This is a genomic window from Archangium lipolyticum (genome assembly GCF_024623785.1).
GTDB classification, from domain to species: domain Bacteria; phylum Myxococcota; class Myxococcia; order Myxococcales; family Myxococcaceae; genus Archangium; species Archangium lipolyticum.
On sequence record NZ_JANKBZ010000002.1, the window covers coordinates 55199 to 80109 of the forward strand.

Below are 24911 nucleotides of genomic sequence, written 5' to 3' on the forward strand. Positions count from 1 at the left end.
GGGCCCACCGCTTCACGTCCGGTGTACAGACAGTGTCACCTCGGCCCGGGAGGAGGCCCTCCGGGCCCGCTCTTCACCAACTGGTCCGACCATCGGACCAGTTCGCGCGGAACGGCCCCGGACCTGACATCCTCGTGGCATGAACCGGACTCCCTCGCTCGCGGATCGCCTCGGGCATGTGACCACGCAGGCCACCTTCGTCCAGGCGGCGCTCCTGGCCGCGCATGGCGCCGGAGCCCGTACAGGAGGCTTCCGCGCCTCCGACGTGCGCTTCTTCTTCCTCCTCTTCACCAACTGGGTGGAGCACGACGTCACGCGGCCCTCGCAAGACATCGACCTGACGCAGGTGCGCCGGACCCTGGAGCGGTTGTGCCGGAGCAGGTGGGCCGAGCCGAGGGACGACGCGGCACGGGGCCGGAAGTCGCCCCGGGGCCAGCGCTACGTGTTGACGGAGGAGGGGGTGGTGTCCCTCGCGGAGGAGCTCGCGGACCTGGACCGGGCGCCGCTCGACGAGACGCTCTTCGTGGCGTGCTTCGCGGCCAGCTACCTGGAGGCCGTCCTGGCGCGTGTGCGGGGACAGGCGCCCGCGCTCAGCACACCGGCGCGGCGGCGTGTGGCCCGGATGTTGGACCCCTCACGAATCCTCCGCGAGGCCCGGCGGAGCACGGCGGCCGTGCTCGCGGATCTGGAGGAGCGCGTACGCTCCAGCCTCGTCTTCGAGGAGGCGGCGAGGGACGCCCTGGCGAAAGAGGCCTCCGCGGAGGAGGTGGCGCGGCGGTGGGAGTCACTCGGCTCCTACCAGTTGCACCGGGTGCGTCCCCTGGCCGAGGTGCTGCTCGGGCTTCCGGATGATCTGCGGCGCTTCGAGCTGGAGAAGGGCATGGGCGTGCGCGCGCGCCTGCTCTTCGAGCCCCTGGCCGAGCGGACCCGCGCGGAGCTGGCGTTGCTCGAGAGGCTCGAGCAGCAGTTGAGCTCGCGCGAGCCCACGCGGAGGTAGGGCTCACCGGCTGACGGTGTCGTTCACCAGCCGGTAGTTGTGGCCGTAGTTGTTGTCCCAGGACGTGCCGTAGGCGTGCACGTACTTGAAGGCGAGCTGCACCTTGCCCGACGCGGCCGAGGTGGACACGGGCGCCTCGAAGGACCAGTACTCGATGCCGGAGGGCAGGGTGGCCACGTAGGCGGCGGGGGCGCTCTTCGTGGTGAGCCAGTCGTCGTCCGTGTACACGACGGTGACCGCCTTCTGGGCGCCGCGGTTCTTCACCAGGAGGTTGCCCACCACGGCGGACTTCGAGGTGTCACGCTGGCCGGTGGCGCCGCTGATGTCCGGGGACGTGAGGAGCGCGTCGAGCTGGTAGTCCGCGACCTTGTAGTCCTGGCCACCATTGTTGTCCCAGTAGGTGGTGCCATTCACCGTGTAGGCGATGGCGAACCGCGTGGCGCCCACGGTGCCGATGTCGAAGGACCAGAGCTCCTTTCCAGTGGTGGACGGGCCCACGTAGGAGGCCGCGGCATCCGCCCAGGCGCCGGTGTTCCACGAGTAGTACCGGACGGTGACCGCCTTCGAGTAGGCGAGGTTCTGCACCTCGACGGTGCCGCGCAGGTACGGCGTGCGGTGGCAGCCGGAGGCCGGCGCGCACTGCGAGCTGGTGACGTGGACCAGCTGGACCTCGCCCGCGGCCTGGGCCGCCGAGGTGCACAGCATCAGGCCGAGCACGGCCATCATTCCAACACCCTTCATCCTGTCGTCTCCCGTTGCTGTCGCGCCGGGTCATCCGGCGCGAGGGGGGCGCACGGTGCCGCCCGGGAGTACGCGCATCAAGCGCCGAGAGGGTGGAGCGCGACGAAATCGGGAAAGGGACCCGCAGGAACGGTCCGGGTCCCTTCCTCTTCTCGCACCGGGGGTGCGGCACGAGTGACATCCGCCGCGAAGTGCCCCCCCAGCCCGCTACTCGTCCGCCGTCACGTCGACCATGCCGCTGAGGGTGCTCGGCGGGCCAATGGTGATGCTGTCCACCCAGGCCTTCGCGCGGGTGATGTTCGAGCCGGAGTCCGTCGCCGTGACGATGAACTTCAGGATGACGTTCCGGTTGGCGTAGGCGGAGAGGTCGATGTCCGCGCGCTGCGTCCAGTTGGACTCGGAGACGGTGCCCAGGCCGCTCTTCGTCACCGAGTCCACCACGTGGTCGGTGCCGTCGTTGACGACGACCCGGAAGGCCGCCGACGCCGAGGTGTTGGCACCGGAGAGGTCCAGCTTGCGCCAGTAGGTCAGCCGCGGGTTGGCCGTCAGCGTCACCGCGACGCTCGCGGTGCGGGTGACGGTGTTGAAGGCGGGCGTGGCGGAACCGAGGATGGATCTGCTCCCCGTCATGCCCGTCTGGTCGCTGGCGTCCAGCGCCCACTCGGTGAGGCTCCAGCCCGCGTTGTCGGGGCCGTTGTTGGAGAAGCGCTCGGTGAAGCGCACCGAGCCCTGGTCCACTGTCACCGAGACCGCACCGGAGAGCGCGGTGTTGCCCGCGGCGTCCGAGGCCCGGGCCTGGAGGGTGTGGAGGCCGGTGGCGTAGGACGTGGTGTTCCAGCTGTACTGGTAGGGCCCGGCCTGTTGCGCCGGTACGCCCTGGCCCACCACGGTGCCGTCGATGAGGAACTCGACCTTCGTCACCCCGATGTTGTCCGTCGCGGTGGCGGCGAGGTTGATGGCGCCGGCCACGGTGGCACCGGCGGTGGGGAAGGTGATGGCCACGGTGGGCGGTGAGGTGTCCGAGATGCCGCCCGTCACGGTGACGGAGACGGTGCTCGAGGTCGCCGTGTTGCCCGAGGCGTCATGGGCCCTGGCCACCAGGGTATGGGTGCCATTGGTCGCGGCCGCGGTGTTCCAGCTGTACTCGAAGGGCGCCGCCGTGTCGGTGCCGACGAGGGTGTTGTCGATGGAGAACTCGACCTTGGAGACGCCCACGTTGTCCGTGGCGTTGGCGGTCACCTTCACCGTGCCGCTCACGGAGGCGCCGTTGGCCGGCGCGGAGAGGCTGACGGTGGGGGACACCATGTCCGAGTTGTCGAGCCCGAAGAACTTCGCCACGTACCAGGTGGAGCAGATGTCCGTGTCGAGCACGAAGGCGCCCGCGGTGCCGCACGCGACGCTGGTGCCGGGGAACTTGTAGGCCGGGTCGACGGGCGTGCCGTGCCCCATGCCGGTGATAGCGTAGGTCTCCACCAGCGCGGTGCCCGCGGCGTTCTTGTAGACCTTGTGCGGGTAGCCGGCGACCGTCTCGGTGACGTCCGCCGTCATGTCGATGCCGTGCACCGACGTCCACTGCTCCAGGGCCTCCGTCTGGTTGGTGTTCTTCACGGTGTAGTCGGACGTGCCGTGCCAGAGGGAGATCTTCGGATAGGGGCCCGTGTAGCCGGCGTACGCGTTGCGGACCAGGTCCCCCCACTGCTGCGGCGTCTTGTCCGTGCCCGGGCTCATGCAGGAGAAGGCAGCGGTCATCGTGGTCGCGCACTTGTACGGGATGCCCGCCATGATGGCGGCCCCGGAGAAGACGTCCGGGTAGGTCGCGGCCATGACGTGCGCCATCGCGGCTCCCGCCGACAGGCCGGTGACGAAGACCCGGCGCCCGTCGATGGAGTGGTCGGTCTTCATCTTGTCGACCATCTGCTTGATGGAGAGCGCTTCGCCCTGCCCGCGCGCGATGTCACCGGGCTCGAACCAGTTGAAGCAGGTGTTCTGGTTGTTGGCGCTCAGCTGCTCCGGGTAGAGCACGTAGAACTTGAGCTGGTCGGCCAGGGCGTTCCACCCGGTGGGGGTATAGCCATCCGCTGTCTGGGCACAGCCGTGCATCGCCACCACCAGCGGGGCGTTGGCGGGCACGTTGGCCGGCACGTGCTTCCACATCCTCAGGTTGCCGGGGTTGGTCCCGAAGCCCGTCACCTGCGTCAGCGCGCTGCGCGTCGTCCCCAGGGGAGGCGACTCTTCCGGTGGCGGTAGCCCCTCGCACCCGAAGACCGCCAGAGCGAGAAGTGCTCCCACGACTCCCTCGAAACGTCGTTTCTGCATGGTGTCCTCCCTGGAAAGGGGAGGTAATGCCTTATCACATATTCTTGAATCCTCCTTATCCAGTTCCGTGAAAGGGAATGGGCCCGTGTCTGACGCGTGATGTCAAGGAACACGCCCGCGAGGGGAGCGCAGACATGAATCTATCATCAAGTAAACATGAATCTGACGTCAGGTGGGGTGGGTCGGGGCATGACGCGCAATGTCAAACCCGGGAGGGGCTTGCGGACATGAACCTGACATCATGTAAACATGAATCCGGCATCATGTGACGCTAGGATGCCGCCGCCGCCCACCAGGGTCGGCCTCCGGGAAGTGCCGCCCGCTACGGGCGGGGCTGGCACTCCCGTCTCCCCGCTACCCCACAGGAGTCATTTCATGAGGATGTCCAAGCACTCCCTCCGCCTCTACGCGACCGGCCTCTCCGCCTGTGCGCTGCTCGCGTGTGGCAGGCCCGGCAAGCCGAACACTCCTGGCACCGGCGAGGAGGAGCAGGTGGTGACGGTGGAGAGCTGTCGCCAGCAGATCGCCGACCGTCAGGACGAGCTACGCGCCGAGAACATGGACGTGGCCAGCTGGTCCATCGACGACGCGCCCCAGATGGCGGATCCCGGGCTCACCGAGCAGCAGACGCCCGAGACGCACAGGAAGTACGACGGCAGGTACCGCCCGCTGACCAACCACCCGGGCTGCACCACGGCGGACCTCTACTACGACAAGTCGAACACCCGCGAGCTCAACCCCAAGACGCCGACGCCCTACATCGACGGGAACAACGACGGCAAGTGGACCGATCGCAGCGACTACGGCGGCCCCAACAAGGCCCCCGGCCACATCGACGGGGACGTGGCCCGGATCGACGGCTACCCCTGCGCCGCCAAGCAGTACACGCAGCCCAACCCGGACACCTCCAAGCCCATCGTCATCCTCGTGCACGGCAACTCCACCCGGCCGCACACCTGGGAGCGGTTCCTCCTGCCGTTGGGCTCGGAGATCAGCGCCACCACGGAGAAGGTCGCCATCAAGCCGGACACGGAGGTGAGGGATCAGCTCGCCGAGACCCTCATCGCCGCGCGCTACCAGGTGCTCGCCGTGGACTTCCGCACGGACCGGGTCGCGGCCGTGGACCCCTCCGGTCTCGGCGCCGGGGAGAACGCGGCCGGCAACATCGACCACGGCTGGGCCACGCCCATCCTCCAGTCCCTCATCAAGGCGGTGATGAAGAACAACCCGGGCCGCAAGGTCGCGCTGGTGGGGCACTCGCTGGGCGTGACGGTGGTGCGTGATGCGCTGCGCCGGCTGTACGTGGAGCACACGAAGGGCGTGGACGGTGCCATCAACCCCTTCCCCCAGGTGAGCCACGTCATCCTCGGCTCGGGCGCCAACCACGGCGTGTCCACCTATGACGCCGGGCTGTGCACCAACAACTTCACCATGCGCGGCACCATCGTCTGCGAGATGGGCAGCCGCTCCAACTACGTGCAGACGTACTTCCACAAGCCGCTCAATGGCCCCAAGGACCTGTTCGCCACCCCGTGCGCGGACGGTGACTACGCCTTCGGCAAGACGGGCCAGTGTGGTGGCAACGTCGTGAAGTACTTCACCATCACGATGACGGACATCACCCAGGGCTCCAACTACCAGGACTTCTACGTGTCCGAGTCGGCCTCGCGCATCGACATGCCGGGGTGCGTGGTCAACAAGCTGACGACGCTCAGCGACTACGACACCAGCGGCTACTTCAACAAGGGCTTCATCGCCAACCACTTCGGCTCCCTGCGCTCCTCCTCGGGCCTGAAGCTCGCCATGGACTACCTGGCGCGCTAGCCGTCGGTCCTGTCTCCCTCCTCCCGCCGCCCGCGACCGTGGCTGCCGTGCGCGGGCGGCGCTCCCTCTTCCGAGCGCGGCCGAAGTGAGATTCTCCCCATGATTCCTTCCTTCCCCACCGCGCCCCGCCTGGCACGCGCGTGCACGCTGGCGTCCGCCCTGCTGGCGGCCCCGGTCCTGGCGCAGACCTCCGAGGTCCCCGCTCCGGCCTCCTCCGATGCCCCCATCGCGCAGGCCCCCGCGGTGGCTCCGGCCGCGCCCGCCCCCTCCGCTCCCGAGAAGCCGGACCCCGCCCTCAAGCAGGACGCGGAGACGCTGGTGGTGAGCGCGCCGACGCCCACGACCCGGCCCCTCTTCGCCCTGGGCAGCGAGACGTACTTCATCAGCCCGGTGCTCTCCATCGCGGGCGGTGTCCAGTCGGAGAACCTGCGCGTCAACCCCAACCCCGAGAAGGAGGGCCGCATCACCACGATCGCCCTCGCGCGCTTCGGGGCGGAGGGCCGGCTGGGTCCCTACGTCACCTTCCGCAGCGAGTTCGAGCGCAACATCCGCAGCCACGGCTCGGGCATCTGGGAGGGCACGGCCTCCATGTCCGTGCGCGACCAGGTGCTGCGCCTGGAGCGCTGGGGCGCCACCGTGGAGGCCGGCATCATCCTGGATCCGGCGAGCGTGGACTTCTTCTCCGCGCACACCGGTGACGTGCTGCTGGCGGACAAGTACACGCGCGACCCGCTCCTCTACAGCGGCTTCAACCGTGGCCAGGGCGTGCAGGCGCGCTACACCCGCTGGGGCTTCACCGCCGGCCTGAGCTACACCGAGGCCAACCCGCTGAGCTCCTCGGCGTCCTTCATGGTGGGTGGCTCCTTCGGCGGCAACGGCCGCTTCTGGGAGCGGCCCCTGGGCAACTTCCGCAATGGCCAGCCGGATGACGACATCCACTTCCGCGTCATCAGCCCCTCGCTCTCCTACGAGCACCCCTGGTTCGAGGCCAGGGCCATGGCCCAGGTGCTCGACATCAACTACCAGGTCAACTCCACCCAGGACCCGGCCATCCAGGGCTACAACCTGCGCGGCAACGTGAAGCTCAAGCTCAAGGGCATGGTGCCGTCGCTGCCCTTCGAGGTGACGCCCTTCTTCAACGTGGCGCGCGTGGAGAACGATGTCGTCAACTCGGCCGCGGGTTACGGAAACCAGCTGCTCGAGACGCCCTTCGACGCGCTCACCCTCTCCGCCGGCCTGGACGTCTTCATCTCCGGCAGGTCCGGCGTGGGCTTCAGCTACACGCGCGTGGCGGACCACACGCCTTCCTTCGTCCCCGCGGCGGGCGGCAACCCCGCCAGCGAGGCCCTGCTCGGCACGCGCAACTCGTACCTCAACGTGGGCGCGACCTGGTGGCTGTTCGACCAGGTGGCCCTGGGCGCGCGCGTGGCAACCTACGCGCGGGAGATCGACGGCAAGCCCGAGCTCGAGGAGCGGGACCTGTCGGCCTTCCTCACCCTTCGGATGGTTCTGTGAAAGGCACGGTCATGGGAGAGCTGACTGGGAAGTGCGCGCTCGTCACGGGCGCGGCGAGCGGTATCGGGCGAGCGGTGGCGGAGGACCTGGGGGCGCGTGGGGCCCGGGTGCTGGTGTCGGACCTGGACGAGGCCGGCGCGAGTGCCGTGGCGGCGGGGATTCCCGGTGCCATCGCGCAGCGGGCGGACGTGTCCTCGCGCGAGGACTGCCGGGCGCTGGTGGACCGGGCGCAGCGGGAGTGGGAGCGGCTGGACATCCTGGTGAACAACGCCGGCCTTCAGCACGTGGCGCCGGTGGAGGAGTTCCCGGAGGACCGCTGGGAGCAGATGATCCGCATCATGCTGGTGGGGCCCTTCCTGTTGACGAAGTACGCCCTGCCGTTGATGTACGCGCGCAAGTGGGGGCGCATCATCAACGTCTCCTCGCTGCACGGGCTGGTGGCCTCGCCGTACAAGTCGGCCTACATCTCGGCGAAGCACGGCCTGATGGGGCTGACGAAGACGGTGGCGCTGGAGGCGGCGGACAAGGGCGTGACGGTCAACGCCATCTGCCCCAGCTACGTGCGCACGCCGCTGGTGGAGAAGCAGATCGCCGACCAGGCCCGGGTGAATGGCATCACCGAGGCCGAGGTCATCCAGCGCATCATGCTGGCCCCGGCGGCGGTGAAGCGCCTGCTGGAGCCGAGCGAGGTGGCCGCCTACATCGCCTTCCTGTGCTCGGAGGCCGCGGGCGGCATCACCGGGGCCGCCCAGGTCATGGACTGCGGCTGGACGGCCCGCTGAAGTCTCAGGCCACCTCGCGCTTCCCATCGGTCCCCGCGGCGCCGTCCGCGGGGGCCGGGGCGGGTGCCTCGGAGAGCTTCTCCCGGAACGTCTCGGCGGAGAGGTACACGGAGACGAGGGTGACGAGCGCCAGGCCCACCATGTAGAGCGACACGGGCCATGCCTTGCCGCCGGACTCCGTCAGCAGCCAGGTGGCGACGAGGGGCGAGAGGCCGCCGGCGAACACCGAGGCGAGCTGGTAGCCCAGCGAGGCGCCGCTGTAGCGCACGCGCGTGCCGAAGAGCTCGGAGAAGAAGCTGGCCTGGGGCCCGTACATGGCCGCGTGGGCGATGATGCCCAGCGTGATGGCCAGCACGATGAGGCCCGTCTCCTTGGTGTCGATGAGCCAGAAGAAGGGAAAGGCCAGCAGCGCGCACCCCACGGCGCCACCGATATAGACGGGGCGGCGGCCGAACACATCCGACAGGGCTCCGAACGCGGGAATGGCCACCAGGTGGACGGCGGTGGCCGCGAGCACCCCGTTGAGCATGGTGGAGCGCTCCAGCCCGAGCTGCCCGGTGCCGTAGGTGAGCACGAACGTGGTGACGATGTAGAAGAAGCCGTTCTCCGCGAAGCGCGCGCCCATGGCGAGGAGGATCTGCCTGGGGTATTTGCGCAGCGCCTCGAGCGCGGGGATCTTCGGGGTCGCGCTGGAGGCCTTCTCCGCGGCCTTGTGCGCCTGGAAGGCGGGCGACTCGGCGACGCTCATGCGGATGAAGACGCCAATGCCGATGAGCACCGCGCTGAAGAGGAAGGGCACGCGCCAGCCCCAAGAGAGGAACTGCTCCTCGTTCCGGGAGAAGACGGAGAACACGCCGTTGGCCACCAGCAGGCCCGCGGGCGCGCCCATCTGCGGCCAGCTCCCGTAGAAGCCGCGCCGGTTGCTGGGGGCGTGCTCCACCGCCATGAGCACCGCTCCGCCCCACTCACCGCCCAGCCCGAAGCCCTGCAGCACGCGCATCAACACCAGCAGGATGGGCGCCCACACGCCGATGCTCTCGTAGGTGGGCAGCAGCCCGATGGCGAACGTGGCCGCGCCCATGATCATCAGCGTGGCGCTCAGCATGGACTTGCGCCCGAGCTTGTCGCCGAAGTGGCCGAAGATGACGCCGCCGAGCGGACGCGCCACGAAGCCCACCGCGAAGGTGGCGAACGCGGCCAGCGTGCCCATCAGCGGGTCGAACGAGGGGAAGAAGAGGCGGTTGAAGACGAGCGCCGCCGCCGTTCCATAGAGGAAGAAGTCGTACCACTCCACGGCCGTGCCGATGAAGCTGGCGGCGGCCACCTTCCAGATGGACGACTCCAGGGGCTGCTCGGGCGGCCGGGCCGCGTCGGTTGGCGTCACGGTGTCTTCTCTCTCGGTCTGGGGTGAAGAAGCTCCTGCATAGCCTCTTCACCCGTGGGAGGACAACGGGGCCTCCCACGGGGAGTGGAACGAGGGCTCAGTAGGCGTTGGCGGCCACGTCCGCGCGGACCTTGCCCACGATGCCTTCCCAGTTGCCGTTGCCGGAGTGGCTGTAGGCCTCACCGTCATCCCGGAACTTCACCGTGTGGTAGGACCACTTGGCCCGGCCGTCGCTGCACGCGCTGGTGCCCGTGTTCAGCGTGCCGCCGCAGAACCAGTCGCCCGGGTTGCAGTAGGAGCCGCCGGAGGAGCCGGAGACGCCGCCGGTGGTGTGGTAGGCCACGGCCTCGTCATCCTGGCCGGGCAGCACGCCGGAGTAGGCCGTGCCCTTGGCGCCAGCGAAGTTGTAGAACCAGATGGCGCGCGTGGTGTTGTGGTTGTACATGGCGCGCGCCGTGGTGGTGACCAGGTCGCTCACGATGGGATCGCCCACCGCCCAGTCGCCGTGGTCGGCCAGCTCGCTGCCTCCGCTGGCGCCCGAGGCCACGTCCACCCACTTGATGTTCCAGCCCGTCTGCGTGGTGCCGTCGGTGTTGCCGCACACGCCGCTGGAGTTGGGCGTGGCGTTCTTCTTGTAGCGCGCCGAGCCGCCGTACAGCGCCAGCGTGTAGCCGATCTGCAGATCCCCCGCGCTGTGCACGGCGATGTAGCACCAGTTGTTTCCGGTGCAGAAGCAGTCGAGCGCGTTGCGGATGTAGGCGTTCTGCGAGCCGATGCTCTGCGAGCCGTTCCAATTGACGGCCTTCTTGTTCACGCCGGCCGCGGCGGTGCTCGGGCCCCAGTTGGAGAAGTCGGCGTAGTTGCCGATCTGCGTTCCACCGCCGTTCTTGCCGTGGATCCACAGCGTGTAGTTGGTGGCCGATGCCTCCGGTGCGGCGAGGAGGGCGGCGGTTGCGGCCGCGAGGACGGCCGTGCGGACGGATGCGCTCATGGGGGGTGCTCCCTGTGATGGGGGGGTATTGCCCGCCTGGAAACCAGGCGGGCAGGGAAGCACGCTACCCCAGGATTCCCCGTGAATCAGCGTCCGATTCTCAAAACATGACAAACAGAGAACGGAGCGGCCTCACGGCTCGCGGCCGAGCGCGCGCGCCAGCTCCGTGCGCGCGGTGGCCAGGTTGTAGGCGGCCTGGACACGCTGCACCGCGGCATTGGTGGCGGACAGCTGCGCGTCGGACAGCTCGATGATGTTGCCCACCCCCGCGCGGTAGCGGCCCTCGGCCAGGCGCAGCCGCTCGCGGGCATTGGTCAGCGCCTCCTCCGCGGCGGCCACGCTCTCGCTCGCGGCGGTCACCGAGAGCTGCGCGCGCTCCACCTCCAGGCGCACCTGCTGCCGCAGCGCGTCACGCTGGGCCTGGATGCTGCTCAGGTTGGCCTGCTGCTCGCGCACCTGGGCGCGGGTGAGGCCGCCCTGGAAGATCTGCCAGCTCAGTCCCACCTGTCCGGTCACCCCCCAGTTCAGGTTCGCCGGGTTGGTGCCCGAGTCCGTCGCCGACACCGAGGCGGAGAAGCTCGGCCAGTAGTTGGCGCGCGTGGCGGAGATCTGCAGCTCCTGGGCGCGGAGCTGGTGCTCGCTCGCGCTCAGGTCCGGCCGGCCCTGGAACGCGAGGTCCACCAGGGCCTCGACGGACTGGTCCTCGCCCTCCACGACGCCCACCACCTCGTCCTGAAGGGTGTAGTGGGTGGAGCCCTCGAGGCCCATGGCCTGGTTGAGCTGGGCCTTGCTGGTGGCGGCGTTGTTGCGCGCCTGGATGAGCTGCACCTGGGCGTTGGCCACCGCCGTGCGCTGCTGCAGCAGGTCGATCTCCGGCTTGTTGCCCACCTGCACCAGGGCCTGGGCCTGGGCCAGGTGCGCCTTCTCGTTCTCCAGCGTCTCCTGGGCCACCTGCACCAGGGCCTGCTGCGCCAGGGCGTTGAAGTAGACGGTCTGCACGTTGGCCAGCACGTCGAGCAACGTCTGGGCCTCGGTGGCGCCCTGGGCCTCGGCGGACTGCTGCGAGGCACGCCACCGGCCGGTGGTGCGGCCGAAGTCCCAGATGAGCTGGTTGACCGAGGCGCCCAGGTTGAGTCCCTCGCGGCTGATGAAGCCGGAGGAGGTCGTCGGCAGGCCGTCGTCACCGTCACTGTCGCGCAGGGAGCGCTGGTAGGTGGCGCTGGCGCTCACCTGGGGCAGCAGCGAGGAGAAGTTCTGGTCCACGCGGGCGTTGGCCGCGGCGGTGCTGGCCTGGGCCTGGCGCAACTGCGGCTGCCGCTCGCGGGCGGTGCGCAGCGCGTCCTTCAAGGTGAGCACGCGCTGGGGCCGGGCCTGCGCTTGGGCCGGGGCCTGGGTGGGGACCAGGGCCGGGGCCTGGGCGTAGGCCGGCGCCGTGGCCAGCAGGGGAATGGCGAGGAAGGGGAAGAAGGGACGCATCACTCGTACCTCAGGGCGTCGATGGGATCGAGCTTGCTTGCCTTGCGCGCCGGGTAGAGGCCGAAGCCCACGCCGACGAGCGCACTGAAACCGAGCGCCAGCAGGATGACGTCCGGCCGGACGAGCAGGGGCCATTGGAATTGGGACGCGAGGAACCGGGCCACGCCGAGCCCCGCCGCCGCGCCGATGAGTCCTCCCAGGAGCGACAGCGTCAGCGCCTCGATGAGGAACTGGGCGAGGATGTCCTGGGGCCTGGCGCCCACCGCCACGCGCACGCCAATTTCGCGGGTGCGCTCGGTGACGCTCACCAACATGATGTTCATGATGCCGATGCCGCCCACCACCAGGGACACGGCGGCGATGGAGGCCAGCAGCAGGCTGAGCGTCTCGGTGCTCTGCTGCCGGCTGTTGGCCAGCTCGGACAGGTCCCGGATGTCGAAGTCATTGGCGGCGTCATCGGCCAGCCGGTGCCGCTCGCGCAGCAGCGTGGTGACGTCCTGCTGGGCCTTCGCGGTGCCGGCGGTGGCATCGGCCTGCACGTAGATGATGCCGGTGATGAACTTGCCCAGGCTCTGGGACTGCACCTGCCGTTGGAAGGTGGTGGCGGGCACGAGGATGCTGTCGTCGTAGTCCTGCCCCATGGGCGACTGCCCCTTGCGCGCCGTCATCCCGATGATGGTGAAGGGCGTCTTCTTGATGCGGATGACCTGGCCCACCGGGTCGAAGCCCGCGCCATAGAGCTTCTCCACCACCGTCTGGCCGATGACGGCCACCTTGGCTCCGGCCTCCACGTCCGCCTCGGTGAAGCGCCGGCCCTGGGCGATGGTCCAGCCGCGCACGTCGAAGAAGTCGGGCGTGGTGCCCGTCACGTTCGTCGTCCAGTTCTGGTCCTCGGAGAACACCTGGGTGTTCGTGCGCATCTCCGGGGCGGCGGCCTGCACGCTCGACACCTGCGTGCGGATGGCCGCCAGGTCGTCCCAGGTGATGCTGGGCTGGCTGCCGAAGCCTCCCCGCGCGCCTCCCGAGTTGTTGGAGCCGGGCATGACGATGAGCAGGTTGGTGCCCATGGAGTCGAACACCTTCTGGACGCTGGCGCGCGCGCCATCGCCAATGGCCACCATGGCGATGACGGCGCCCACGCCGATGATGATGCCCAGGGCGGTGAGGAAGGAGCGCATCTTGCTGCGCAGCAGCGAGCGCACCGCCAGCATCATCGTTTCCAGCAGGTTCATGAAACGGCCTCCTCGAGCGGGGGCACTTCCGCGGGGACCGGCTCCTGACGCCTGTCCGAGATGATGCGCCCGTCCTTCACCACCACCACGCGGCCGGAGTACCCGGCGATGTCCGGCTCGTGCGTCACCAGCACGAGCGTGATGCCCTCCTGGCGCAGCTCCTGGAAGAGCGCCATCACCTCGATGCTGGTGCGCGAGTCCAGGTTGCCCGTGGGCTCGTCGGCGAGGATGACGCGCGGCCGGCTCACCAGGGCCCGGGCAATGGCCACGCGCTGCTGCTGTCCACCCGAGAGCTGGCGCGGGTGGTGGTCCAGGCGGGCGCCCAGGCCCACCCGCTCGAGCGCCTCGCGCGAGCGCCGCCGCCGTTCGCGCGCGGGCACCCCGGCGTAGAGCATGGGCAGCTCCACGTTCTCCAGGGCCGTGGTGCGCGCCAGCAGGTTGAAGCTCTGGAAGACGAAGCCCAGGGTGCGGTTGCGCACCATGGCCAGGCCGGTGCGGTCCAGGCGCGACACGTCCTGGCCGTCCAGCAGGTACTGGCCCGCGGTGGGCCGGTCCAGGCATCCCAGGATGTTCATCAGCGTGGACTTGCCCGAGCCGCTCGAGCCCATGATGGACACGAACTCGCCGGCCTCCACGGTGAAGTCCACGCCCCGCAGGGCCGCCACCTCCACGTCTCCCGTCTTGTAGATCTTGCTCACGCCCCGTAGCGCGATGAGCGGCGTCTGCTCACGATTCCCGTCCATGGTGCGCCTCTCCACCGCCTAGAAGGGTCCCCGGCCGAATCCGCCGCCCCGTCCGCCGCCGGCGCCCCTGGTGCCCGGCAGCTGGCCCGAGCCCGTGCCCTGCGGTGCCTGGGCGCCCGCGGCCAGGGCGGTGATGACCTGGTCGCCCTCGCGCAGCTCGCCCTCCACCTCCGTATACGTGCCGTCCGTCACGCCCGGCTTCACGCGCACGGGCCGGGGCCGCCCCTCGCGCAGGACGAACACCGTCTTGGTTCCGGGCGCGGGCTTCTCCGCCGCTCCCGCGCCGCCCGTGCCGGTGCCCGCCGCGCCGGGACGCGCGCCCGCGGCGCCCTCGGCGGGCTGGGGCGGACGGAAGCGCAGCGCCGCGTTGGGCACGGTGATGACGTTCTCCCGGTGCGCGGTGATGAAGGTGACGTTGGCCGTCATGCCCGGCTTGAGCTTCAGCTCGGGGTTCTCCACGTCGATGACGGCGTCATAGGTGACGACGTTCTGCACCGTCTGGGAGGCGTTGCGGATCTGCCGGATCTTTCCCTCGAAGCTCACCCCGGGCCAGGCATCCACCGTGAAGGTGGCGCGCATGCCATCCTCCAACCGGCCCACGTCGGACTCGGCGACGCTGGTGTTCACCTGCATCTTCCGCAGGTCCTCGGCGATGGTGAACAGGGTGGGCGCCTGCAGCGAGGCCGCCACCGTCTGGCCCACGTCCACGCTGCGCGAGATGACGATGCCGTCCGTGGGCGACACGATGGTGGCGTAGCGCAGGTTCACCTCCGCCTCGTTGAGCGCCGCCTGGGCCTGCGCCAGCGCGGCCTCGGACGAGGTCACCTGGGCCTGGGCCGACTGGGCCGTGGCCTCCGCGGTGTCCAGCTCCGCCTGGGCGATGAACTGCTGATCACGCAGGGTCCGGGCGCGGTCGGCCTGGCGGCGGGAGTTCTCCGCCTCCACTCGCGCCCGCTGCACGTTGGCCCTCGCCGCCGTCAGGTTGGCCCGGGACCGCTCCACCGCCGCCTGGAGGAGCTGCGGGTCGATGCGGGCGATCACCTGACCCTTCTTCACCGGCGAGTTGAAGTCGACGAGGATCTCCTGGATGCGGCCGGACACCTGGCTGCCCACCTGCACCGTGACCAGGGCGGACACCGTGCCGGTCGCCGTCACGCGCGACTCGACGTCGCGACGCTGCACCGCCGCCGTCTCGAAGCTGGCCGCTGGATCCTTCGCCTTGGGCCGGGCCAGCCATACGCCCGCGCCCACCACTGCGGCGATGATCAGCAACCACAGCCCCCACCGCCTGGGCATGCGCCAGCGCCGCGCCGGCTCGGTCGGCACGGGCAGGGGCTTCATGGGGGCGGACATCTCCTCGCGTCGCTGCGACTCGCTCGTGGACTTCATGTCCGGAGATCTAGGCGCCGCGATGTTTCGGTGAATCTCGTCTTTGTTACGAAATATGACGAGCCGGGCCCGCCTGTCCGGTCGCCTGCCCTGACTCGGGAGCGGCGGGGAGCGTCACGAAGGCCGTCGTTCCTTGGCCGGGCTGGCTCTCGAGCGTGAGCGTGCCCCCATGTGCGACGACGATGCGGCGGGCGAGGGCGAGGCCCAGTCCCACGCCTCCCGTCTTGCGCGCCCGGCTGCGGTCACTGCGGAAGAAGGGGGTGAAGAGGTGGGGCAGGTCGCTCGCATCGATGCCGATGCCCTCGTCGCGCACCTCCACCTGGAGTCCGTCCGCGGTGGACCGGGCGTGCAACCTCACGGTGGTATGGGGCTCGGAGTACTTGCCGGCGTTGTCGAGCAGGTTGTCGATGGCGCGGCGTAGCAGCACCGGGTCGGCCTCCAGCACGGGCAGGGTGCCGTCCACGTGGACCTCGAGGCGGTGCTCGGGCCGTGCGGAGCGGAAGCGCGCGGCGGCCTTGTCCACCAGGGCCTGGGCCTCCACATGCTCGCGGCGCAGCGGAGGGGTGGCACCGGGAGTCTGCTCGGTGGCCAGGTCCAGGCGGGCGGCGGTGAGCACGTCGGAGACGAGGCGCTCCAGCTCGGAGAGGTCCTCGGCGATGTCGGAGAGGGACTCGCGGGCCAGGGCGGCGTCGCCCTCGCTGGCCAGGTCCAGGGCGACGCGGATGCGGGCCAGGGGGGTGCGCAGCTCGTGGGAGACGTTGGCCAGCAGCTCCTTCTGGGAGCGCAGCAGGTGGGTGATGCGCTCGGCCATCTCGTCGAAGGCCTCGGCCACCTGGCCCATCTCGTCGCGGCGGCGCAGGCCGGTGCGCACGTCCAACATGCCGGCACCGAAGGCGCGAGCCACCTTGGCCAGCCGTTGCAGGGGAACGGCGAGGCTGCGGGCGAAGACGAGCGAGGTGATGGCCGTGCACCCGAGCGCCAGGGCGATGGGCACCACGGGGCTGGGGGGAGGCTGGGGTGGTGGAGGGAACTCCACCATGGCGTAAGCCTCCATCGGACCGGTCTCGGGGATGGCCACGTACATGGCGGGCGGCGGACCGGTGCCGCGTTTCATCACGCGCTCGGTCTCAAGCTGTTGGAGCTTGTCGGCGGGGAGGGGCGGAAGCGGGGGCGAGGTGTTGGCGGTGAGGACGCGGCCATCCACGCTGCGCATCGTCACCTTGATGCCGAGCCGTTGGTGGACCCGGTTCAGTGCCCCCTGGAGCTCCGCGGGCCGGTCCCGGAGTAGGGCCCACTCGGAGACGCTGTAGGTGGTGGCCCGCTCGAACGACTCCCGCCACGAGGCATCCCGTGTGTAGCGGCGGACGGTGTTGATGGCGAGGGAGACGAGCAGGAGCTGGGCGATGCCCACCAGGTAGATACGCCACAGCAGGCGGCTGGGGAAGCGGGGACGGCGGATGTTCAAGGTTCATCCCCGGTGGCGAGCAGGTAGCCCGCGCCGCGCACGGTCTTGAGGAGCCTGGGGTTGCGCGGGTCCTCTTCGATCTTCTGGCGGATGCGGAAGATGTGGACGTCGACGGAGCGGTCGAAGACCTCCTCGGCGTTGCCCTTGACGAGGTCCAGGAGCTGTTCGCGGCCGAGGACACGGCCGGCGCGCTCGGCGAGGACGCGCAGCAGGGCGAACTCGTACGAGGTGAGGGACAGTGCCTTGCCATCCAGTGTGGCGCTCATGTTCCGGGGATCCATGGCCAGCCTGCCGACCTGGATGGGTTGGGAGGAGGGCCCGGCGCGGCCACGGGCGCGACGGACCTGGGCGCGGATGCGCGCGAGCAACTCGCGGGAGGAGTAGGGCTTGGAGAGGTAGTCGTCGGCGCCGGTCTCCAGGCCGAGCACCCGGTCGGCCTCCTCGCCGCGGGCGGTCACGATGATGATGGGGACGTCGCTGCGCGTGCGCAGCTCGCGGCAGACGTCCACGCCATCGCGCCCGGGGAGCATGAGGTCCAGGAGGACGACGTCATAGGTGTGGCGGCTGGCCTCGGAGAGCCCCTCGGGGCCGGTGCTGGCGATGGTGACGAGGATGCCGTGCTCCTGGAGGTAGCGGCTGGTGAGGCGGGCCAGCCGCTCGTCGTCCTCCACCAGCAGCACCTGGATGGTTCCCTCGTCCGTGTTGGTGTGTGTCGTCGGGTCCACGCGTGTCTCCTCCCCCCCGTACCCTCCACCCCTGGGTCACGCGATGAAGATACAACCGGGGCTCGGGTGAAGCGTTCGCGGTTCTGGCCAGGCTGCTCGTGGGGGGGCCGCTCGCGATGGAGCGGTGCGTCAAGGAAATATTATGTCACGAGTATGCAAGCTCCAGGTCACGAAGACCCGCGAGCCACTCTCTATAGTCCGCGCCATGTTCATGACTGCATTCGTAGTGAGCGCCGTTCTGGAGGCATCACCGGCCGCGCAGAAGCCCAAGGAGCCGGCTCCCCCCAAGGCTGCGGCCCCCAAGGTCGTGACCTTCGAGGGCGCGTGCGACGCCTCGGGTGCCGTGGTGCGGGGCGAGTGGTCATTCACCGTCGCGGATGACGAGGACAACGTCATCCGGGTCTACGACGCGAGGACGGGAGGCCGCCCGGTCTCCACCGTCGACCTGTCCGCGGGGCTGGAGCTTCCCGTGGGAAAGAAGAAGGCGCCCGAGGCGGACATCGAGGCCGCGACGGAGATTCCTCCTCTCTCCTTCTGGCTGACCTCCCATGGGCGCAAGAGCTCCGGGAAGCTGGATGCCAATCGCTTCCGCTTCTTCGCGACCCGCTCCTCCGACGATGGAAGGACCATCCGGTTCGAGGGAAAGCCCTACACCCGGTTGCTCGAGGACCTGCTCGCGGCTCCCCAGCTCGCGGCGTTCGATCTCGCCTCGGCCTCCACGCGCGCTCCGAAGGAGGAGGGCGGTCTCAACATCGAGGGCATGACGGCGATGGCGGATGGGAAGACCCTGCTGATCGGCTTCCGGAATCCGTTGCCCCAGGGCAAGGCCCTCACCGTCGAGCTCTTGAACCCCATGGAACTGCCGCAGGGGAAGTCCGCGCGTCTGGGTGCCGCACGGCTGTTGGACCTGGGTGGGTTGGGGATTCGAGCCATCTCCTGGTGGCGGGGCCGGTACCTCTTCATTGGAGGAGCCATCGCTGGAGAGGGCACCTCCCGCCTGTTCACCTGGGATGGCAAGGCGGAGCGGCCCTCCGGGGTGGACGGCATCGACCTCACGGGCTTCAACCCCGAGGCCTTCGCCACGTTCGAGGACAAGGAGGAGATCCTCCTGCTCAGCGATGACGGAAGCCGCCTGATCGACGGGGTCGAGTGCAAGCGGCTGCGGGAGCCCGAGAAGAAGCGCTTCCGCGGGGTCTGGGTCCGGTTGCCCGCGCGGCCCTAGGCGACTTCTCCTGTGCGGATGACGTGTCACCCTGGATCGATGGAGGCGCTCCGGACTCCCGGCAATGCGCCGCGCAGCCGCTCGAGCAGCTCGAAACCATCCGTCCGCTCCGGGACGGAGAGCTCCACGACCGCGGTGCCCGCATGGGTCGTGGGCGCCTGCTCCAGCGTGAGGACGCGGACTCCCGGGTGCAGCGCTCGCAGTGGCGGAAGGGCCGCGCCAAGGTCCTCCACATCCAGGGACAGCTTCACCCACTGGGCGCGGCGCTGTGCCGTCGCGTCCAGGGCCAGCAGCACGGCGCCGAAGAAGCCCGTCGCGCAGCCGGCGACCTGGAAGGCTCCCAGCCCGCAGGCCATGCCCACGCCGATCATCACGAACATGACCGCCGCGTCCCGCGGGTCCTTGATGCCCGAGCGGAAGCGGATGAAGCCGCCGAGGCCCACCAGCCCGAAGGCCCGGGACATGCTGTCGCCGATGACCGTCGTCATCACCGCTCCGGCCACGGCGATCAGCACCTGGGTGTGGATGGTCTCCTGGGCCATGACCGGCGTGTTCGGCATCCACCTGCGCCAGGGCCGGTAGGCCAGGATGGCGCCGAGCAGCAGGGACAGGCCGAAGCGCAGCAGCACGTCGAGGACGGGCAGGACATGGGGGCTGACGGAGGAGGCTGCTTGCGTCAGGGCATCAGGCGGAGGCATTGCGGAGCTCCTGGGTGGTGTCCGCCGCGGCCCGGGCAGCCTGGCGCAGCAGTGCGAAGTCGTGGGGGTGGTTCTCCAGCAGCCGCTCGATGAGCGTCCGCCCCTTCGGTGTCATGGCCAGCAGGGGGCCCAGGCTCTTCACCGTGGCGGCGGGCCAGGTGTCCGCCAGCGCCGTGCGCAGCTTCCATGCCGTGGCGCCCTCCAGGCCCACGAACGAGTCCAGCGCCTCCTCACACTGCACGCCGAAGGACTCGCGCAGCGCCCAGGCGCGGGGATGGTCCAGGCCGTTCAGGGTTCCGAGCACCGCCCGGGGCGCGCGCGCCACGTGCCGCTCGCGCATCTCCCAGGCCCGCTCGCTGTCGATTCCGTCCAGTGTGCGCAGCACGGCGTCTGGTGCCGCCTCCCAGGCGCGCTCGCGCCAGTCCCAGGCCCGCGCGTCATCGAGTCCCCGGATGGAGCGGCACGCCGTGCGCGCCACCCGCTCCAGGCCGAGCGCCGCCTCCCCGCCCATGTCCGACAGCCAGCGCCACCGCTCCTTCCAGGCCCGCTCGCTCCCGAGCCCCGCCAGCGAGGTGACCACCTGCTCCGCCGCGGCGAAGTAGAGGCGATCTCGTAGCGCCCAGGCCTTCTCCGAGTCGAGCCCCGCGAGTGAGTCCGCGACGGCCTCGGGCTTGCGCGTCTCCCACCGCTCGCGCAGCGCCCAGGCCTCCGGCGTCTCCGCGGCCAGCTCCTTCAGCGAGCCGAGCACCTGCACCGGAGCCGCCTCCTCCAGCTGTCTCCGCAGGCTCCACGCGTGCGCGTCCGTGAGTCCGGACAGGCCGTAGGCGATCACCTCGGGGAACCGCCCGGCCAGCCGCGTCCGGCGCTCCTCGATGTCCGGGCCCTCCAGGCCCGCGAGGAACCAGGCGGCGAGCTGTGGCTCCTCGTCCATCCAGGCATCCACCCGCGCGAGGAAGCGCGCACGGGCCTCCGCCAGCGAGTGGATGGGCGGCACCGGGCGGGCGCGCGTGGGAAGGGACACGAGGGCCTCGCCGTGCTCGAGGTGCAGCACGTGCTGGACCAACAGGGCCACGAGCGCATCGAGGGGCACGTCCGCGTTCTCGATGAGGCTCCACCGCTCGGGAGACTCCGCCGCGAGGGCCCGGTAGCCCGCGCGCAGCCGTGCCTGCATCCCCACTCCGGCCAGTCCCTTCCGGGAGGAGACACCCTGCGGCGGCGCGAGCAGCTTGGAGATGCGGCGGCGGGCACGGGCGATCGCCGGGTCCACGTCGATGAGGAAGACGTGGTCCGGCCGCAGGCCCCGGGCGCAGGCGTCCAGCACGGGCCGCACCTCGTGCTCCGGAAGCCCCCGTCCCCAGCGGGCGAGCACCTCCGCGGTGTAGAGGAAGCGGTCCGCGATGACGATCTCGTACTCGGCCAGCGCGGGGCGCGTCACCTCCTCCAGCAGCTGTGTCTCCCGAGCCGCGTAGAGCAGCAGCTCGGCCATGGGGGTGAGCGCGAGGTTGCGGGGGTTCTTGGTGAAGAGCCTCAGCCCCTCGGACACCGGGGAGGCCAGCTTGCCGTCCTCGCGGACGTGACGCACGCGCAGCCCCGCCCGGCGCAGCTCGCGCGCCACGCGGTTGGACAGCGTCGTCTTGCCAGAGCCATCGATTCCCTCGAAGACGATCAACATCAGAAGTTCACCTCCATCTGCAGCATCAGTGCCCGCCTCGCGGTGAGGCTCTTGTCGAGTGTCTTGAGTGACGCCGGCACGGAGGGCTCCGTGCGCCGGCTCTCCACCTGCGCCTGCAACCGCCAGCGTCTCCACTGGCCGAAGTTGAGTCCTCCCGCCGCCTCCCAGAGCAGGTCCTTCTGGAGCTGGAGGTCCGGGTCGAGCGCCGAGAGCATCACGAAGGGCTCGACGTACAGCGCTCCCTTCGAGCCGCTCCCGATGCGCCAGGCGGTCAGGGCCCGCGCCGTGAGCAGCGGTCCCTCGGCGCCGACGAGCAGGTCCGAGCGCCCCACGAGCACCTCGGCCCAGGTGCGCAGCTCTCCCTGGGCAATGGCCAGCGTGTGCTTCGCGTCGAACCCGGCCGTCCAGTTGGACCATGTGCCGCTCGTGCTCGTTCCAGGCGGTCGCACCTGCGCGGAGGCGCCCAGCTCGAGCGAGTCCAGCACCGCCCACGTGCCTCGGACCGCCGGGATGAGGCCGAGCCCGTTCTCCAGGGCGACCTCCTCGTTCTCGCCGGACTGCCACACCCCGGCCCGCAGCTTCAGCGTCCGGTCACAGTCCGAGCACTTCCACTCGAGCTGCGCGCCGAGCCGGCGGCCGGTGAGCCCCAGCCCGTCGGACAGCACATCCCGTCCCAGGCCCCGGCGCACGAGCGGGAGCTTCGACGCGGATTCGAGCTCCACGAGCGACAGGGGTACCTTGAACTGGCCGGCCCGGAGGGAGAATCCCTTGGAGAGCTTCAGCCAGGCGTACGCGTCCTTCAGGCCGTCCGTGACGTCGAGCTCCACCACGGCCCGCAGGCGCTTCTTCCATTGATAGGTGAGCTCGATGCGCGCGGCGGGAAGGGAGAGCTTCCCGGCCAGGGCCTCCGAGCCCTTGGCGTCGATCGCCTCCCGGACGGAGAGCCGGCCACCCACCTGTACCGAGCCGAACGCGGAGGGCAGTTGGATGCTCCCCTCGTTCTCCTGCTCGGACGGAGGGGCATCCTCTGGGGCTTCGGGAGTCTTCGGGGCCTCGGGAGCAGGCTCCGGGGGCGCCGCGGCTTCCTGTGCCCATGCGGAGGACGCGAGGAGCAGCGCGGCGAGTGGGAGCCACCCGGCGGAGCGGCTCCGGCGGGTGGGGGGATGATGAGGGCTGTACACGGCCGGGGTTTCCTGGGGAATCACTGCGTGGAAGACGCGCTGGCGAAGCGCGCGCGCATGCCTTGCTCGAACTTCGAGCCGCGGGTCTCGAAGGGCTCCAGCCTCCAGAACAGTCCCTCCAGCCAGGAGGGGGTGCTTCCCCGCCACTTCACTTCCAGCAGGATGGCGGGGGCGCGCTCCAGCAGGCGCGAGGGGGCCGCCGGTTCGCCCAGGGCGCTGCGCTCCGGTGGGAGCGCGAAGACGAGATCCTCGTCCACGGTGATGCGCACGCCGGCATCGTGGGTCATGTGCGTGCCCCGCCGGTACCAGGCCGTCACCCAGGGTTTCACCGGCGCGTGGGGCAGCTGCCGCAAGAGCAGGGCCGCCGCGCTCCCCTCGTGGGGGAGCCCACCGGAGAGCAGCGCCGCCGCTTCATCCGCGGAGAGGGCGACGCGGACCTTGGAGCGCCGCGCCCCGGTGTTCTTCTTCAGCTCGAGGAACCGGGCTCCGGACAGCACGGGCGGGAGGGCGAGGTCCGCCGTTCCCGCGTACTCCCGGAGCCGCAGCCGTTGTGCGCGCCCGGCCCGGCACGAGCCCAGGAAGTCCAATCCATCGGTATCGAAGTAGGTCGTCCGCGTGAAGGCGAACGGAAGACCGGAGTCGTACACGCAGGGCGCCGTCCAGCTCCGGATGTCCTTCAGGAAGGCATCCAGGGCTTCGCGCGAGGGTTGGAACTTCCTTTCATGCTCCAGCTCCGGAGAGGGGGAGGACATGGGCGGGGGACTCGTGTGGGCCAGGGCGTTCATGGGGCCGTTCCGAAAGCGGCCTGGACCTCGGCCTGGCGCCTGGCCGCGAAGCTCAGCAGCCCGCTCGTGCCGCTGAACGCATCCTCGAAAGCCTGGGCACTGCTCACGAAGGTGTAGCCCGGCTGCTCCGCGTTCTCGCCCACCACCCACGGGGTGATGAGCTCATGAGCCGCGCGCATCCGGGCCCGCAGCGCGTCAGGGGCGACCGGGCCCTGCACGGCCTCCAGCGCATACCGCTGATAGATTTCCCGGTAGACGGGGTCATCCATCAGGAAGCGGATGAGCGGCCAGTTCGCGTCCACGTTGTCCTGTGTCAGCGACGTCGCCCGTCCCATGCCGCTGCTCATGGCCCGGTCATGGTCCCAGGTAATCCATTGCAGGCGCCCGCCCTGGTTCGGATCGGCATACAGGTAGTAGTTGTGCGACATGGCGCCGTAGGCGTCCCAGTTCTGCAGCACGGTGTTGACCGCGAGCCACTTCAGGAAGCCATCGACGTTCAGCTTCTCCTCGAGGCGTGCGCGCCAGGCCGCCGCGTCGGTGCGGTCGGAGTTGAGCACGGAGATGGCCTCCTCCACGGGCGCCCAGCCCAGCTCCTCGTTCTCTTCAATCTCGAAGGACTCTTGATCGAACGCCGCCAGGCGCGCGCCCTGGCCATCCGCCTCGTAGAGCGCTCCCTTGTGGCCACCGAAGGTGCGGTCGAGCAGCGACTCCGCCGGGTCCTCGTTGAGAGTGTAGAGGCCCCAGTACTGGGAGCCCTCTCCGTAGTCCACGTACAGGGCGACGAAGGCGGTGTACCCGGCCGGCACTCCCATCTCGCGGAAGACGTCCGTGGCCACCTTGTCGCGCATCAGCGACGTGTCGGCCGCGCCATTGCCCAGCGACAGCTTGGTGAAGCCGTAGAAGCGCTGATCGTCGATCTCCGGATGCTCGTCCTCGAACTTGTCGAAGTTGAACCGCAGCGGCAGCTTGCCCACCCCGCTGCGCCATGTTTGCGACAGCGAGGAGTTGCCCTTCATGCGCACGCCCACGTAGTTCCAGGTCTTGCCGTTGAAGTGCACCGTCGAGGGCACGTACACGGGCGTGTTGGGGATGATGTCCCCGCCACCGCCTCCACCGGGTGCGCCGCCGCCCGGAACGCCACCGCCATCCGGTGCGCCACCACCCGGCCCACCTCCACCACCGCGTGGGGGCCTGCACAGGAGTTGAGGGCTATTCGGCGTCTGGCTACAGGTGCTGGTGAAGGTGTTGCCCTGGAAGGTGGCGGTGCAGGTGTCGCCCACCGCCTTGCCCTCACAGGCCTGCACGAGCTCGGGCGGGAACGCCATGCCACCGCCGCCGTCGGGGCTGCCGCCACCAGGGCCACCACCAGGACCCATCCCCCCGCCCGCGCCGAACTGGCCCAGCATGGAGGTCATGTCGTCCTGCATCGTCTTCCAGTCCTCTGGAGCGATGACGAGGTCGATCCGCTGCACCTTGTCCTGGGCGAAGACGACGTCGTAGGCGGGGGCGGCGTTCTTGCCGTGAGACTCCTCGCTCCAGCCGTCGGGCCGCTCGACACCACAGGCGGTGGTGAAGGCGAAGGCGAGCGTGGCGAGCGCTCCTAGGCGCGTACCTCTTTGCATGGGGGTCCTCTCTCCCGGCTTCAAGCCGGCGCTGGCGCTGCGAGTGGGGACCCTGATGCGTGTTCGTGACCCGTTCTTTACGTGTTTGTGACAGAATGTTTTGAAGGAAAGACGAGACAGCCCCGAGGCCGCTGGTTGCAGCCCGGGTGCC

General features: G+C 69.8%; 20 protein-coding genes. 5 read left to right on the plus strand and 15 right to left on the minus strand.

Annotated features, from left to right (window positions below; all coding sequences use genetic code 11):
* Nucleotides 1-139 precede the first annotated feature (139 nt).
* Nucleotides 140-997 carry a hypothetical protein gene (locus tag NR810_RS03895; protein ID WP_257447930.1) on the plus strand — a complete coding sequence of 286 codons (858 nt, stop codon included), beginning with the start codon at nt 140-142 and terminating at the stop codon, nt 995-997.
* Nucleotides 998-1000: 3 nt separating this feature from the next.
* Here the strand turns inward: NR810_RS03895 and NR810_RS03900 are convergent, their stop codons facing one another.
* Nucleotides 1001-1738, minus strand: a complete 738-nt coding sequence (locus tag NR810_RS03900) for a CBM21 domain-containing protein (RefSeq protein WP_257447933.1) — start codon at nt 1736-1738, stop codon at nt 1001-1003.
* 207 nt (nt 1739-1945) lie between these two features.
* Nucleotides 1946-4054: an extracellular catalytic domain type 1 short-chain-length polyhydroxyalkanoate depolymerase gene (locus NR810_RS03905; protein WP_257447935.1), complete on the minus strand. Its 2109-nt coding sequence runs from the start codon at nt 4052-4054 to the stop codon at nt 1946-1948.
* A gap of 375 nt (nt 4055-4429) precedes the next feature.
* Between NR810_RS03905 and NR810_RS03910 the strand changes: the two genes are divergently transcribed.
* The 3 genes from NR810_RS03910 (at nt 4430) to NR810_RS03920 (ending at nt 8175) form a co-directional block, all read left to right on the plus strand.
* On the plus strand, nt 4430-5878 hold the full coding sequence (locus NR810_RS03910) for an esterase/lipase family protein (protein ID WP_257447953.1): 1449 nt from the start codon (nt 4430-4432) through the stop codon (nt 5876-5878).
* 99 nt (nt 5879-5977) lie between these two features.
* Nucleotides 5978-7393: a hypothetical protein gene (locus NR810_RS03915; RefSeq protein ID WP_257447956.1), complete on the plus strand. Its 1416-nt coding sequence runs from the start codon at nt 5978-5980 to the stop codon at nt 7391-7393.
* An 11-nt stretch (nt 7394-7404) separates the two neighbouring features.
* The gene (locus NR810_RS03920) at nt 7405-8175 is read left to right on the plus strand and encodes a 3-hydroxybutyrate dehydrogenase (protein ID WP_257447959.1); all 771 of its coding nucleotides are present in this window, start codon (nt 7405-7407) and stop codon (nt 8173-8175) included.
* Nucleotides 8176-8179: 4 nt separating this feature from the next.
* On the opposite strand, the gene NR810_RS03925 is transcribed toward NR810_RS03920, so the two are convergent.
* The 8 genes from NR810_RS03925 to NR810_RS03960 form a co-directional block, all read right to left on the minus strand.
* Nucleotides 8180-9559 (minus strand): MFS transporter, encoded by a 1380-nt coding sequence (locus tag NR810_RS03925; RefSeq protein WP_257447962.1) that lies wholly within the window; start codon nt 9557-9559, stop codon nt 8180-8182.
* A 97-nt stretch (nt 9560-9656) separates the two neighbouring features.
* Nucleotides 9657-10550 carry a hypothetical protein gene (locus NR810_RS03930; protein ID WP_257447965.1) on the minus strand — a complete coding sequence of 298 codons (894 nt, stop codon included), beginning with the start codon at nt 10548-10550 and terminating at the stop codon, nt 9657-9659.
* Nucleotides 10551-10682: 132 nt separating this feature from the next.
* Nucleotides 10683-12026 carry a TolC family protein gene (locus tag NR810_RS03935; protein WP_257447968.1) on the minus strand — a complete coding sequence of 448 codons (1344 nt, stop codon included), beginning with the start codon at nt 12024-12026 and terminating at the stop codon, nt 10683-10685.
* The gene (locus NR810_RS03940; RefSeq protein WP_257447970.1) at nt 12026-13258 is read right to left on the minus strand and encodes an ABC transporter permease; all 1233 of its coding nucleotides are present in this window, start codon (nt 13256-13258) and stop codon (nt 12026-12028) included. Before NR810_RS03940 ends, NR810_RS03935 begins: the two co-directional genes overlap by 1 nt.
* The gene (locus tag NR810_RS03945) at nt 13255-14001 is read right to left on the minus strand and encodes an ABC transporter ATP-binding protein (protein ID WP_257447973.1); all 747 of its coding nucleotides are present in this window, start codon (nt 13999-14001) and stop codon (nt 13255-13257) included. Before NR810_RS03945 ends, NR810_RS03940 begins: the two co-directional genes overlap by 4 nt.
* Before the next feature lie 18 nt (nt 14002-14019).
* Nucleotides 14020-15390 (minus strand): efflux RND transporter periplasmic adaptor subunit, encoded by a 1371-nt coding sequence (locus tag NR810_RS03950; RefSeq protein WP_257447976.1) that lies wholly within the window; start codon nt 15388-15390, stop codon nt 14020-14022.
* Between the two features lie 46 nt (nt 15391-15436).
* A complete protein-coding gene (locus NR810_RS03955; RefSeq protein ID WP_257447978.1) occupies nt 15437-16855 on the minus strand; it encodes a sensor histidine kinase in 1419 nt (472 codons plus the stop codon).
* Nucleotides 16852-17580: a response regulator transcription factor gene (locus NR810_RS03960; protein WP_257447981.1), complete on the minus strand. Its 729-nt coding sequence runs from the start codon at nt 17578-17580 to the stop codon at nt 16852-16854. Before NR810_RS03960 ends, NR810_RS03955 begins: the two co-directional genes overlap by 4 nt.
* Nucleotides 17581-17791: 211 nt before the next feature.
* On the opposite strand from NR810_RS03960, the gene NR810_RS03965 reads away from it, so the two are divergent.
* A complete protein-coding gene (locus NR810_RS03965; protein ID WP_257447984.1) occupies nt 17792-18802 on the plus strand; it encodes a DUF3616 domain-containing protein in 1011 nt (336 codons plus the stop codon).
* A gap of 26 nt (nt 18803-18828) precedes the next feature.
* Here NR810_RS03965 and NR810_RS03970 read toward each other — a convergent pair whose 3' ends face one another.
* The 5 genes from NR810_RS03970 to NR810_RS03990 are packed head-to-tail and all read right to left on the minus strand — an operon-like array spanning nt 18829 to nt 24760.
* Nucleotides 18829-19500, minus strand: a complete 672-nt coding sequence (locus tag NR810_RS03970) for a DUF4956 domain-containing protein (RefSeq protein ID WP_257447986.1) — start codon at nt 19498-19500, stop codon at nt 18829-18831.
* The gene (tmk, locus tag NR810_RS03975; RefSeq protein WP_257447987.1) at nt 19487-21172 is read right to left on the minus strand and encodes a dTMP kinase; all 1686 of its coding nucleotides are present in this window, start codon (nt 21170-21172) and stop codon (nt 19487-19489) included. Before tmk ends, NR810_RS03970 begins: the two co-directional genes overlap by 14 nt.
* The gene (locus NR810_RS03980) at nt 21172-22353 is read right to left on the minus strand and encodes an OprO/OprP family phosphate-selective porin (RefSeq protein ID WP_257447988.1); all 1182 of its coding nucleotides are present in this window, start codon (nt 22351-22353) and stop codon (nt 21172-21174) included. Before NR810_RS03980 ends, tmk begins: the two co-directional genes overlap by 1 nt.
* 20 nt (nt 22354-22373) lie before the next feature.
* Nucleotides 22374-23105, minus strand: coding sequence for a VTC domain-containing protein (locus NR810_RS03985; RefSeq protein WP_257447990.1), 732 nt, complete (start codon nt 23103-23105; stop codon nt 22374-22376).
* Between the two features lie 29 nt (nt 23106-23134).
* Nucleotides 23135-24760 carry a CotH kinase family protein gene (locus NR810_RS03990; protein WP_257447992.1) on the minus strand — a complete coding sequence of 542 codons (1626 nt, stop codon included), beginning with the start codon at nt 24758-24760 and terminating at the stop codon, nt 23135-23137.
* Nucleotides 24761-24911: the final 151 nt, after the last annotated feature.